Genomic DNA, 12,437 nt, shown 5'->3' with positions numbered 1-12,437 from the left:
ATCACGATGAACAATGGTTGGCTGGTAATAATAGTATATACTACTAATTCGGACAATCTTTTGCCTTCCGCCAGCCGGCGGCACGCGCTTCTTCTTCGGTGCAGAACCAGCGCTCGCCGGTTGCGGGCGTGATGACGGTTTTTGTATAACTTTTGCACCCAGAGAGATGGTATATCTTTTCGCCGTTCGAAATGTTTCCCTTCATAGTGCACTCTGACACGGGCGGGAGCGCAGGAGAAACCGTTTGCTCCTCTGTGGCATCGCCGGATGCGGCCGTGCGGCACAAATCTCCCCAAAGCCCGCGCCTCCCTTCTTTTGCGCGCGTTTCTGCAGCGGCAAGCTCTTGCTGGTATTTCACGTCTGGCGGGTAGGCCACCGCGCGCGCAAGCCCTTGTTCCACCAGCATGATATTGATCTGCATAGTATCGAGCCACACGTACCGCAATAGCCTTCCGTAGCGGTCTTTATCGCTGGTATCGCGTTCCATACGGACGGTTTTGCCTTGCACTAAATTACTATTTGCTTCTTGCGCAGCCGTAGCCAAACACCCCTCAACCCCGCGCTCTGCCATTTCAGGACTATCCATACCGATGTAGCGCACCCGCAGTCCGCTCTCAAGCTCTACAGTATCGCCGTCTATCGCGCGTTTCACCACTACTGCGTCCGAAAGCGCTCCCTGCAAAGGTGCACTCACTGCGCGCAATGATACCACACCCTGCGGTTGCGCCTGTATTTCAGTAGAGACACCTTTCACCGCTCCTTGGTCATCTGAACCTGCAAGGGGCGAAAAACGGGTGACGACGAGGAGTGTCACAAAGGCCCCGGTGAGCGTCCCGTATAAGAACATTGCAAATAGAGGATTGATGCGCGGTGGGCGGAATAGCCGCATATAAAGGATTAAAAATCAGATACACGTATTGTGCCGGTACTGGCACTCTTTCAGTATAGTATGTTGCGCGATTTCAGTAAAAATTCTACCTCTTAACCTCACCTGCATGCAACCCACTGACCATCGACACCCCCACCATGCAAAAGAGGGGACTCCACTGCGGGATTGGAGAATGCCCCAGTGAGTAGTTACCTTACCTTGAATCGATGCTCCTGCGTACCATAATGTTCCACAGGAAATTTCGCGATATAGGACGCAAATTCACCGCATCGCGGCAGGCTCCACCCGCTGACTAAGCCTTTAATAAACCCGGCGCGATACGCGTCTCCTGCACCAGTCGGGTCCACTACTTTTTTCGGACGCACCGCCTTCACGGTATACGTATGGGCCCTATGATAAATAAGCGAACCTTTTGCTCCCAGTGTTACCACAATAGTTTCTACATTGCGTAAAATTTCCTTCTCGCTCTGTTTAAGCTTTTGTTTTATTTGGGCAAATTCATAGTCATTACTGATCAATACGTGGGCTCCTTGTATTAAATAATTAAGTTCGCGAGCTGACAACAGCGGAATCTCTTGTCCCGGGTCTGCAATATACCGCACCCCTAGTGTTTTATACACCCTTGCCGCATCCATCATATCAGTGACATTGCCGGGCGCGATAATCGCCATTGCCACGGGCAAGTGCCGCTTCACCTTTTGTGCAGTAATCCCGCAAGGTACTCCCATGGTCTCCAAATGCAGTGCGGCAATCTGATTATCGTCGCGGTCAGTGATAATGTGGGCTACTGTCGTATCCTTGCGTGACACGAGCCTTATCTCATCGGACGCAATACGGTGGCGCTGCAGCCATTTCTGATATACGCCAAAGTCTCTGCCAGCTTGCGAAAAAATGACTGGTTCCTCTCCTAAAAGCTTTAAATTATATGCGATATTTCCGGCTGTACCACCCACCTTCACCTCTATTTTCTCCACAACAAAATTAACGCTTAAAGCATGAATTTTCTCAGGTATAATATTATCAACAAACCGCCCTGGAAAATCCATGATTTTATCGTAGACCATGGACCCAGACACTAAAATTTTTCCTTTAGGACGCATGAGAATCCTTAGGTGCCATAAAAAATAACATATCACTAAAGCTCTGACTAATTATAAGATATAGAGATCATCCATGGTTGACGAGGAAGGAAACGAAAAGTTTATTTTTAGGCACCCTTACTGCCGAATGGGCATAATGAGGTAGAGATGATCTTTCACTCCTGAGGGTTTGAGAAGCACGGGGATTTTAGAATTCGTGACTTCTATATTCACTGACTCGGTCGTGATACTCTCGAGCCCTTCCGCGAGATAGCGCCAATTCAACACTACTTCATCAGATTTTCCTTCCACCTTCGCGGGAACCACGGTGGTATTTTCTCCTACATGGATATTCATCGCGCGCAACCGCACCCCCTGCTCTTCGGGGAGTACCATGAGAGAAATATCATTCATGCCCGATTTTGAAAACAGACTTGCCGCGCGCAGTGCTTGCGCTAAAAGCTCCTTTTCAACCGTGATGAGTGATTCATATGTAGAGGGTATAATCTCCTGATAGGCAGGATACAGCCCCTCGATAAGCCGGCTCACCATCACGGTATCCCCCATCATAAATGACACCTGGTGCTGGCCAATCACCACCTCCACCATATCTTCTTCACCTTGGTCCGCATGGCTTAAAGGAAGTATTCTTGCCACCTCCTGCATGGTGCGGATAGGGATAATTACACCCGGAAGATCAATAGTTTGATTTGTAATTTCTATGCTTTTTTCAGCCAAACGGTAACTATTGGTGGCCGCGGCGGTCAATTTTCCTTTCACAATGTGCATATACACCCCCGCGAGCTCAGGCCTTGTATAATCAAATGAAGCGGCAAAAAGCGTGGCTTGAATAAGTTCGTTTAGTTTTGCGTGATGCAAAGAGAATGCTATTTGCTTTTCTATTACCGGAAGAAGGGGGAAATCATCGGCGGGAACGGTGTGGATTTTGTTTTCAAATGATCCGCTTTGCACCTTTAAATTCTCCCCTTCTTGGGTAATGCTTACATTTTCTCTCGGAAGAAGCGATACACACTCGCTGATAAGTTTTGCGGGCACTACAATTTTTCCCTCCTCCTCCGCCCTACCCCGCACTTTTGTTTGGACCCCAATTTCGAGGTTGGTTGCCGAAAGCACAAGGGTATTGCCTTGTATCTCCATGAGAATATTAGAAAGGATGGGAAGGGTGGTGGCACGGCTCGCCACATGACTGACAACCCCAAACCCACGATGAAGATTTTCTTGTGTGCAGGTGAATATCATAATCATTTATTTTATATATTGAGTGATGGTAGTGATAAGGGTGGTGTATAAAAGGTGTGAAACGAGGGTGAGGAGAAAAAATGAAATTTTTTAATTACATTTTAAAAGGAAATTAAATAAAAGAGATTTTTTTTAACAACTTCTCTTGTTGTTATCCAAAAGTAATTATTTTTAGTAAGGTGTGTATGGTTTGAGGAGAGGAGACGGTGGGAGAGAAAAAAAGAGAAAAAAATTATTTTCACCCACAGTTCATTTACCCTTTATCCCATGTCTGGTTGAATAACTGCTGGCGGATGAGCGCAATATCTTGACGTATTCTTTCATTCTTCTCCAACTCATCAACGATTTTTGTATATGCGTACATAGCAGTCGTATGGTCGCGCCCGCCGAGTTCAGCGCCAATATTAGGGAAAGAGCTTTTTATCTCTTCCCGCATGAGATACATAACGATTTGCCGCGGCATTACCAATTCCTTCTTTCTACTCTCACCGATCAAGTTTTCAATGGAAATGTCATAGTATTGCGCCACTACCTTCATGAGATGTTTAGGGGTGATTGCGCCTCGTTTGGGGGTCGCTGTAATAGTGATAAGGAGCGAACGCACTGATTCGGGGGTAAGGATGGTGCCGCCGAGCTGTTGGTAGGCAAGGATGCGGTTAAGGACCCCTTCTAATTCGCGGATATTTGATTGAATAGCAGAGGCAATGGACGCTATAATACTCGCATCAAGGGTGATATTGCGCTCGGTAAGCTTGCGTTCAAGGATGGCAGTTCTGGTTTCCAAGTCAGGCATGCCGATATCTGCGATCATACCCCATTCAAATCGGGAAATGAGCCTTTGCTCAAGCCCGGGAAGCGCTTTGGGAGGGCGATCGGAAGAGATGACGATTTGTCGGTTATGCTGATGGAGTTCGTTGAAGGTGTGGAAAAATTGCTCCTGGGTCTGTTCTTTCCCTGTCATGAAATGAATATCATCAATGAGCAATATGTCGACATTGCGATAGCGGTCTTTGAACGAATCTGCGTTGCCATTTTTAATGGAGAACACGAATTCATTGGTAAATTTTTCGCATGAGGTATAGAGGATTTTTTTTGAGGGGTCATGGCTTAGTAGTTCGTGCCCGATTGCCTGCATTAGGTGCGTCTTGCCCAGCCCCACCCCTCCATAAATGAAAAGAGGGTTATAGACCATTCCTGGCTGCTGGGCAACCGCCCTGGCGGCTGCGTGCGCAAGCTCGTTATTTTTCCCTACCACAAATGACTGGAATATATAGCGGGGATTGAGGCCGTGTTCGTCCATGCGGCTCATCGTATGCGGGGCCATAGGTTCGGCAGCGGGTCCTGAGCTAGCCTCGAGAGGAGTATAAGGCGTTTGCAGTGCCGTATGCCGGGTTTCCACCTGGTAGGACACTTCGCGCACCTCATTATGGGTGACACTACGGAGCGCTTTGAGGATTGACGTGTGATATTTATTTTCAAGCCATGTTTTGGTAAAGGTGTTGGGAACACCCACGACCAATCGAATACCGTCCTTTTCGATAATGAATGTATGTTTGAACCACGTGGTGAAATGCGCACGAGAAAGCAAGAGCTCGAGTTCCCCGAGCACGGCTTGCCAGAGTTCATTATGGGTCATGTCAGGCATAGGTCGTTGAAACGTCATCGAGACGAGCGGTCATGTACGATCAATACGACGCTATTTTGGTGTGATGCATCTATCATAGCACGGCATCACCATAGCAGAAAATAAGGTTTTTTGGCAATTTTGTGTACAACCTGTGCAGACTTTGTGCATGAGTCATTATTGATTTCTCTCACTTGCTGGCAGGGGGGTATTTCGGTATAGTATACGTAACCGTATTCAATTTTCGTATTTTTATTACTATGCCAAAACGCACTTATCAACCAAAAACACGCAGACGTTCGCGCGTCCATGGATTTCGCGCGCGCATGGCAACACAGAGCGGCAGGCACGTGCTTTCGAGGCGCAGGACCAAGAAAAGGGCGCGATTGACCGTGTAAGGAGCCACCGCGCACAAGAAATAATTATGTTATCCCTGCAGCACCGTATCAGGAGTTCAGAGGATTTTAACCGCATCTATCGGGAAGGTGGCGTCAGGAATTGCGCATGGATAGGAATGCGTTATTGCCGGAACGGAATGAAGAGCACAAGGGTTGGGTTTGTGATACCAAATAGCGTCATTAAGCACGCGACGGGGCGCAACCGTCTGCGGCGGCAGTTAAGGGAAGCAGTGCGGAAAAATTTTTCTTCTCTTCCTGTGGGGTTAGATATATTTTTTATCGTAAAAAGATATTTATCACCACAGCCATTTAAAGCTATAGAAAATGATTTGTTGTTATTGGTGAGGCATCTTTCAGTGTTAAGGCAGAATACTCAAAAAACGGCTAAGATATGAGAAAAATTGCCACTTCACTTAATTATTTTATTGGTACGTTATTGGCCCATGGCATTCGATGGTACCAGATAATCCTTTCTCCCGACCACGGGCCTATGCGGCGTCCGTGGGGCCATTGCAGATTTTTTCCTTCGTGTTCAGAGTATACAAGACAGGCATTGGTGCGCCACGGCGCGCTTCGCGGTATTGTGTTGGGAGTAAGAAGAATCCTAAAATGTCATCCACTGCACCCGCCTGCATTTGATCCTGTACCATAAGCATTACTACTTATGAAATATATTTATAATCTCATTCTCTATCAGCCGCTTTTTAATCTTTTGATATTTTTTTACAATGTACTTCCCGGCCATGATATCGGCATTGCCATCGTAGCACTCACGATTGCCGTGAAAGCGCTGCTGTATCCTCTTTCCTTGCAATCAATCCGCTCCCAAAAAGCGCTGCAATCCCTCCAGCCTAAGATGGATGCGTTAAAGCAAAAACACAGCGATAACAAGGAAGCGCTTGCGCGCGCCACCATGGAATTGTATAAGACAGAAAAGGTGAATCCATTCTCTTCATGCCTGCCCTTATTGGTCCAATTGCCTTTCTTTATTGCTCTGTATCAGGTATTTGGGCATGGTATAAGTTCAAACGGTTTCGAGGCGCTCTATCCTTTTATCGCGAAGCCGGAATTTATCCAGCCGATTAGCTTCGGATTTTTGAATCTCACGAATCCTTCAATCCCTCTTGCGGTCCTTGCCGGCCTTGCGCAATTCTGGCAGTCGAAGATGCTGGTCACCAAACCGCAGCCTAAGGTACCGGGCGCCAAGGATGAGAGTATGACGGCCATCATGAATAAACAAATGCTCTATATGATGCCACTGATGACAATTTTTATCGGCACCAGGCTCCCCGGGGGGCTTTCCCTCTATTGGCTGGTGACGACGCTGCTTACGGTGGCACAGCAGGCGTTTCTCTTCCGTCGCCGCACTGATGCTAGCGCGGCGCAGAAAAATATTTGAATATCATCACCGCCATGATGATTAACACAGATCAGCTATTCCATATTCCTGTAGAAACAGTCGACCACCACAACCTCGGCCACGTGGTCGGTCTTGAAATCGATATTGAGAGCCAGAGTGTCATGCAGTATCAGGTGCGCCCCACGGGGATAGTGGCGAGCGTATTGCGGAATGTGGATTTACTCATAAACCGCAATCAGGTGGTGTCCCTCACCAAAGATAAGATGATTGTGGACAGTACGGTGCTGCGCGATAAAGAGAAAGAAGCGCGAATCGCGCACCTGCCACAACAAGCGACTTCTTTTGGCACTACACAGTCCACTACGCGATAGTAGTTGGGTAAAAATTTTATCCCTTCTAAAAAGAAGGGATTTTTTGCTAATATTAGTAAATTATTTTAGTACAATCGAGTCTTCCCTACAATAAAGGTGAAATGGTGTTGCAGGATTTCAGCGGTAAAAGGAAGGCGGATAATTTTAAAACCGTCTATGGTGGCAGTGGATTCTCCATTCAGTGGCGAAACGGTAATTTTTTTTGTCATACAATGGGTGAGGCGCTCGGTGGTTCTTTTTTTCCACCATGATTGCGGCGCTTGCGGATGAATATAAATACTTAATTGACCATCAGCGGGGTTATCACAATTATCGGGATATTGAAATGAAATTAAATTTTGTATAGTCACATGCGATGGGGAGAGCGGCGTGAGGTGATATTTGTTATTGCACTCAATGCTGCAGAGGATATTATGTATTTCAATTGCAGAGATAAAGAGTTCACGGTCGTTCATGATGCCCGCATCGAATACTTCCAGCCTGCGCGCGGCGAGCGTGTCGCACGCGGCTATCCCCTCCGGAATGCCAAGAGTATGAGAAATTATAAAAGGGCCGGCACCAACCGGGATTATACCCAGGGTGCAGTGGGGGTGGTTGCGTAACACGCTCGCAATGCGTGAGAGAAGATGATCGTTCCCTACGGCAATGAGCGTATGGGCGCCTTGGGTTAATGATTCCTCCACAGTTTCGCGGAGATCATGGAGCGGCGTAAGCCTCGTGAGTCTTCCCTTAATACCAAGGTCAGTGATGCGTGTTTCTATCCTTGCCACATCCTGGTGAAAACGCTTATGGTGCAAAGAGGAATCAAAGAAATAATGGTACATAGCGCCCTTTGCGGTTATTTGTTTTTTCTTTCCATGACAGATTTAGCAACAAGGGGGTGGTTATTGGCGAATGATGCATGTTCTGTAATATTGACACTGTTTCCTTGCGCATTTCCCATGCTAATCTTGCCATTGATCACCGCACCATTCGCTACTGATATTGCTTTTGCCTCAATGTCGCCATTAATCCGCGCAGTAGAAAGCAATTCCAACTGTTCTATGATTTTTATATTGCCATGAACCTCTCCCGCAATGGTTGCATTTTGGGCCTCAATGGAGGCGAATATTTTTGAATTTGGAGTAATTCGTAAATTTTGTTTTGTTTTCATGCTGCCGCGCACCGTACCTTCCACGACCACATTGTTCTCTCCCACAAAATCCCCCTCAAGTTTTACCGTGGCGCCAATAATCGTTTCATCGTTTTTGCCGATTTTTGAGGAATCATGAAACATAGGGTTGAGTTAAAGGTATAATGTATATAGAATGTGAATAAAATTTGGATAGACTGTGCAAACTCTGATTAAATGTTACACTATCGTTTAGAATTTATACAGAAATGTGGTTAGATATGCCCCCATAGTTCAATGGATAGAACAGTCCCGTCCTAAGGGATAGATGTATGTTCGATTCATACTGGGGGCAAAAAACTATTAACGTGAAGATAATAACTGATAAACTGTTATTATGGGCCTATAGTATAGTGGTAGAACGCCTCCATGGCATGGAGGAGGTGGGAGTTCGATTCTCCCTAGGTCCACCAAATGACCCCAACTGCTAGAAAGTTCTAGAAATTCAAAGTTTTAGGGCCTGTAGTTCAGTGGTAAAACGCCGCATTCGCATTGCGGAGGCGGGGGTCCGATTCCCCCCAGGTCCACCAGAGCAATATTATGAGCAATTTCACAATATTTGGAATCGGATTCATAATTTTAATTTATCTCTTTGCGTTAATCAATCGACTAATTTATCTAAGAAGAATTTACGAAATTGATATAAATAATCAAAAATTGCAAGGTAAATCAGAAATTGCTTCGATTAAGACGAAAATGATAAGAGATGGAACAGTACAATATGCATCAGAAGTTGCAAAAGGATTTGTTAATGAGACAACGAGAGTTGCAAATGAAAGGATAGAAAGAAGACGGTATTGAGTATAATCATAAAATATTGTCTAGCCTCATTACTGTAATAACAAGTGTAATGAAGAAATAGATTTTAGTTGTTCTACGTAGAACAATTTAAATAGCTAAGGTATTGAATATTTTCTCGATCGGCGTTTGTCGGTCGATTTTATTTTGTCTTAAATAAGCAGTTTCTTTGTATAATGCCTAGCTGTCATAGGTGATATATATTAACCTGATGTTATAAGTAAAAGGCGCCTTCTCCCCTTAGAAGGCGCCTTTCCTGTCTTGATGTTGGAGAACGAATAAATTTCCTATCCAGCCAATCTTTTCGGCGAGATTGGCAAGAATCCATCCGTCCTTATCCTCTACTATAGCCCTTATGGCAATTTTCTGTCCCCACCACTGGTGCTCGTCTAGAAGTAGTACACGTGCACGATCTGCAGCCACCCTGCTATTAGGAACCGTAAGTATCCAGGCTTCAGCTCGCCAACATGGATGATTGAGCAAGCCGAGTTTCGCAGTTTCGATAATTTGGTACAGGATTGCGATCCTGTACTGTGGATCCTGTGTTTCATTCTGAGGAGACGGCATTGGTCGCCCTTTCTTGATCTGGCCAAGCACCCAGTCTAGTAAGTTACCAAGCCATCCTTCCTCGTCGCCTTGTCCTATTAGTTCAAATATCAAGACTATTAGGAGAGCGGCGACCGCGTCGACTAGAAAAACTTCTAAGAAATTCATTTTGCCTCCAAAAGGTTTAAGCCAGTCGCGTCGTGTTATCAGGGTGCGACGGGCCGGATTTACGTCACCCCACTGGCGGTCTTTTCCATGGAGGGTTTCTCTATGGGAGTGGCGTCGGGTTAGGATCTTGCTGCGGCGCTGGTGGTGGCGTTGGTGCTGCTGCTGGTTTTTTAGGAGTTGTGGGTTTATTCATTTTTATTCACCTCATTTCGATTGTGAATGTGATTTTGACGCAGTAGTATAGGTATGAAATGAGAAAAATGTCAAGAATTTTAGATGAAAATTATAGTTTCTAAATAACATATGCAGTAAATATGATAATATATTGATTATTTTTTAACTTTTTGTCAGAAATATTGACAAAATGTGAAAATTTAAATAAGATCATTAAGGAAGATTATACCTTTTTTGCTTTCTGGATCCCTGGTCTCGGCCAGGGATGACATTCAGTGTGTATGATTCATACGCAGACACTTGAAAAATTAGGATTTACGGCAAGTGAAGCGATGGTCTATATGGTTTGTTTAGGGTTGGGGATTGCGTCGGTAACGGATATTGCACACAAGGCCGTTATGAAGCGGCCGACGACGTATTTGGTGGTGGACGAGCTCTTGAAGAAAGGGCTGTTGGTGAAAGTGCCAAAGGGGAGAAAGATGTATTTGCGGGCTGAGGATCCGGAGAGATTATTGAAACTTATTGAAGAGAAGAAAGAACTGGCCACACGGGTAGTGCCAGAGCTGAAGTTGCTCTCATCGCAGGCAGGAAACAGGCCTGGGGTTGAATTTTATGAAGGCAAAGAGCAGCTAACCAAGGTGTATGAGGCTGTGTTCCGTTCAAAAGAGGTTTGGGCAATGGTATCAATGGAAGAGTATTTTAAGGTATTTTCTTACGAAGAAAATCGTCATATGTTTCAATTATTGAAAAATAGGGGAGGCAAAATATACGATATGTTCGTGTATTCGCGCCAAGCCGCGCGCATCGCGGCACAGCCGCACCGCCGGGACTTAAGCGAGGTTAAGATTCTTCCCAAGGATTTCCAGATTTCTTCTGATATTCTTGTAGGTGACGATCGGGTTGCGCTGGTGTCGCTTCCGAATGTGAGCGCCACGGTCATTATTGATCAGAACATTGTAGAAAGCGAACGGAAGCTGCTGCAATATATATGGGCAACATTGGAGAAATAGTGTTGTGAGTTTACCCGCCTCTCTTCATACATAGTGCATAGACAGGAATATGCATATTCGATATAGTAGGGGTGATACTTTTATTATTTTTTTGGAAATTATATGGCAGAAATCACTTTTACCGACGAAAATTTCGACACAGAGGTTCTAAAAGCGGACGTTCCCGTGCTTGTTGATTTTTGGGCGCCGTGGTGCGGTCCGTGCAGAATACAAGGGCCCATTATAGAATCACTTGCTCGCGAGCAAGAGGGGAAGCCTTTGAAAATAGGGAAACTGAATGTGGATGAGAGCCCCCAAATTGCACAAGCCTATAATGTGATGTCTATCCCTACGCTTATCGTATTTAAAGGCGGGCAGGTAGCGCAGCAAATGGTGGGGGTGCAACAGAAGGATGCGTTGAAGAAGGCGTTAGGGATATAATTGCGTTTATGTGCGTAGTGGATGCGTATGAGTGCGATAAAAAGATAAAGATCGCATCTAAACGCATTCACAACGCATCCAGACGCATACATTTAACTTAATTTTAGTAAAAGAAAAGTATGTGGGATATAATTATTGTGGGTGCGGGCGCCGCGGGCATGTCTGCGGGCATCTATACATGCCGCCGCGCACTTTCGACGTGCATTATTTCGCGCGACCTTGGCGGGCAGGCGGCGCTCACTGATTGGATTGAAAATTATCCGGGTGTCCTCGGGCAGACGCATGGGCTTGATCTCATGGAAAATTTCAAAAAGCAATACGAGGATTTCGGGGGAACTTTAAAATTTGAAGAAGTGAAAAAGATTGAGCAGGAAGACGGTCATTTCCGGGTGGAAATTTCATCCGGCACTGAAACGGCACAGGCGATTATCCTCGCGTTTGGGCTTACCCCCCGGGAGCTGAATGTGCCAGGAGAAGACCGTTTGAAAGGGAAGGGTGTCACGTATTGCGCCAATTGCGATGGACCTCTCTACAAAGGGAAAATTACAGGAGTGGTAGGGGCGGCAGGAGGAGCTTTGGATGCGGCTGAATATCTTTCGCGGCTTTGCCAAAAAGTGTATCTTTTTCCCCAGCGCGAGAAGCTTTTGGGATCGGCGCGTCTCATTGAGGCGGTGACCGCAATTGAGCACATAGAAATAATTTATAATAAGAAAATTATTGAAGTGACAGGCGACTCCAAGGTGGACGGAGTACGCTGGGAGGATATGGCGACCCATGCGCAAGGAGCAACCTCGATAGACGGAGTATTTATAGAGATAGGATATATCGCAAGGACAGACTGGGTGAAAGGATTAGTTATGTTGGATAAAAAAGGGCAGGTTACGGTCGATAAGGAAAATCGCACCAATGTGCCGGGGGTGTTTGCCGCAGGAGACGTGACTGATGTAGATTATAAGCAAGTAGTGATCTCGGCAGGCGAAGGGGCGAAGGCGGCGCTTGAGGCGTATAAGTATATTCAGACTAAATCAGGGAAACCAAGTATTCTCACCCCGGATTGGGGGTCGAGTGGTAAGTGAGTCTCAAACTGCTTTGGGGCGAACCCGCGAGACGGGATGGCCTATGTGCCGAAGATGCCGGCTATCCCAAGGTCTAAATAGATATATTCACTG

General features: G+C 46.0%; 16 protein-coding genes and 3 tRNA genes. 12 read left to right on the top strand and 7 right to left on the bottom strand.

Annotation, left to right across the window (positions count from 1 at the left end):
* Window positions 1-43 precede the first annotated feature (43 nt).
* The 4 genes from WC659_01205 to dnaA all read right to left on the bottom strand — a co-directional run bounded on the left by WC659_01205 (window position 44) and on the right by dnaA (window position 4,873).
* Complete coding sequence (locus tag WC659_01205) at window positions 44-889, bottom strand: thermonuclease family protein (protein MFA4872534.1); 846 nt, start codon at window positions 887-889, stop codon at window positions 44-46.
* A gap of 188 nt (window positions 890-1,077) precedes the next feature.
* A complete protein-coding gene (locus WC659_01200) occupies window positions 1,078-1,935 on the bottom strand; it encodes a carbohydrate kinase family protein (protein ID MFA4872533.1) in 858 nt (285 codons plus the stop codon).
* 171 nt (window positions 1,936-2,106) lie between these two features.
* A complete protein-coding gene (dnaN, locus tag WC659_01195) occupies window positions 2,107-3,228 on the bottom strand; it encodes a DNA polymerase III subunit beta (protein MFA4872532.1) in 1,122 nt (373 codons plus the stop codon).
* A 253-nt stretch (window positions 3,229-3,481) separates the two neighbouring features.
* On the bottom strand, window positions 3,482-4,873 hold the full coding sequence (gene dnaA, locus WC659_01190; protein MFA4872531.1) for a chromosomal replication initiator protein DnaA: 1,392 nt from the start codon (window positions 4,871-4,873) through the stop codon (window positions 3,482-3,484).
* 239 nt (window positions 4,874-5,112) lie between these two features.
* Here dnaA and rpmH point away from each other — a divergent pair, with 239 nt between their 5' ends.
* The 5 genes from rpmH (at window position 5,113) to WC659_01165 (ending at window position 6,981) form a co-directional block, all read left to right on the top strand.
* On the top strand, window positions 5,113-5,250 hold the full coding sequence (gene rpmH / locus WC659_01185; GenBank protein ID MFA4872530.1) for a 50S ribosomal protein L34: 138 nt from the start codon (window positions 5,113-5,115) through the stop codon (window positions 5,248-5,250).
* 26 nt (window positions 5,251-5,276) lie between these two features.
* Window positions 5,277-5,645 (top strand): ribonuclease P protein component, encoded by a 369-nt coding sequence (gene rnpA, locus WC659_01180; GenBank protein MFA4872529.1) that lies wholly within the window; start codon window positions 5,277-5,279, stop codon window positions 5,643-5,645.
* Between the two features lie 95 nt (window positions 5,646-5,740).
* Entirely contained in the window at window positions 5,741-5,902 is a 162-nt protein-coding gene (gene yidD / locus WC659_01175) for a membrane protein insertion efficiency factor YidD (protein ID MFA4872528.1), read from the top strand.
* A 12-nt stretch (window positions 5,903-5,914) separates the two neighbouring features.
* Complete coding sequence (locus WC659_01170; GenBank protein ID MFA4872527.1) at window positions 5,915-6,649, top strand: YidC/Oxa1 family membrane protein insertase; 735 nt, start codon at window positions 5,915-5,917, stop codon at window positions 6,647-6,649.
* Window positions 6,646-6,981: a hypothetical protein gene (locus tag WC659_01165; GenBank protein MFA4872526.1), complete on the top strand. Its 336-nt coding sequence runs from the start codon at window positions 6,646-6,648 to the stop codon at window positions 6,979-6,981. Before WC659_01170 ends, WC659_01165 begins: the two co-directional genes overlap by 4 nt.
* Before the next feature lie 65 nt (window positions 6,982-7,046).
* On the opposite strand, the gene WC659_01160 is transcribed toward WC659_01165, so the two are convergent.
* Together WC659_01160 and WC659_01155 are read right to left on the bottom strand one after the other, a co-directional pair.
* Complete coding sequence (locus tag WC659_01160; GenBank protein MFA4872525.1) at window positions 7,047-7,805, bottom strand: diacylglycerol kinase family protein; 759 nt, start codon at window positions 7,803-7,805, stop codon at window positions 7,047-7,049.
* A gap of 14 nt (window positions 7,806-7,819) precedes the next feature.
* Window positions 7,820-8,257, bottom strand: coding sequence for a polymer-forming cytoskeletal protein (locus WC659_01155; GenBank protein ID MFA4872524.1), 438 nt, complete (start codon window positions 8,255-8,257; stop codon window positions 7,820-7,822).
* Between the two features lie 118 nt (window positions 8,258-8,375).
* Between WC659_01155 and WC659_01150 the strand changes: the two genes are divergently transcribed.
* The 4 genes from WC659_01150 (at window position 8,376) to WC659_01135 (ending at window position 8,953) form a co-directional block, all read left to right on the top strand.
* Window positions 8,376-8,447 (top strand) — tRNA-Arg (locus WC659_01150).
* Between the two features lie 44 nt (window positions 8,448-8,491).
* A tRNA-Ala gene (locus WC659_01145) sits at window positions 8,492-8,565 on the top strand.
* A gap of 43 nt (window positions 8,566-8,608) precedes the next feature.
* A tRNA-Ala gene (locus tag WC659_01140) sits at window positions 8,609-8,682 on the top strand.
* 10 nt (window positions 8,683-8,692) lie between these two features.
* Window positions 8,693-8,953: a hypothetical protein gene (locus WC659_01135; protein ID MFA4872523.1), complete on the top strand. Its 261-nt coding sequence runs from the start codon at window positions 8,693-8,695 to the stop codon at window positions 8,951-8,953.
* Window positions 8,954-9,190: 237 nt separating this feature from the next.
* On the opposite strand, the gene WC659_01130 is transcribed toward WC659_01135, so the two are convergent.
* Complete coding sequence (locus WC659_01130) at window positions 9,191-9,664, bottom strand: hypothetical protein (GenBank protein ID MFA4872522.1); 474 nt, start codon at window positions 9,662-9,664, stop codon at window positions 9,191-9,193.
* 455 nt (window positions 9,665-10,119) lie between these two features.
* Here WC659_01130 and WC659_01125 point away from each other — a divergent pair, with 455 nt between their 5' ends.
* The 3 genes from WC659_01125 to WC659_01115 all read left to right on the top strand — a co-directional run bounded on the left by WC659_01125 (window position 10,120) and on the right by WC659_01115 (window position 12,344).
* On the top strand, window positions 10,120-10,848 hold the full coding sequence (locus WC659_01125; GenBank protein MFA4872521.1) for a helix-turn-helix domain-containing protein: 729 nt from the start codon (window positions 10,120-10,122) through the stop codon (window positions 10,846-10,848).
* Between the two features lie 102 nt (window positions 10,849-10,950).
* Window positions 10,951-11,268 (top strand): thioredoxin, encoded by a 318-nt coding sequence (gene trxA, locus WC659_01120; GenBank protein MFA4872520.1) that lies wholly within the window; start codon window positions 10,951-10,953, stop codon window positions 11,266-11,268.
* Between the two features lie 119 nt (window positions 11,269-11,387).
* Entirely contained in the window at window positions 11,388-12,344 is a 957-nt protein-coding gene (locus tag WC659_01115; protein ID MFA4872519.1) for an FAD-dependent oxidoreductase, read from the top strand.
* Window positions 12,345-12,437: the final 93 nt, after the last annotated feature.

It is taken from the genome of Patescibacteria group bacterium, assembly GCA_041645165.1.
Taxonomy (GTDB): Bacteria; Patescibacteriota; Patescibacteriia; order 2-02-FULL-49-11; family 2-02-FULL-49-11; genus 2-02-FULL-49-11.
Note: the sequence above shows the minus strand (reverse complement) of the source record. Positions and strands in the feature narration are given on the sequence as shown.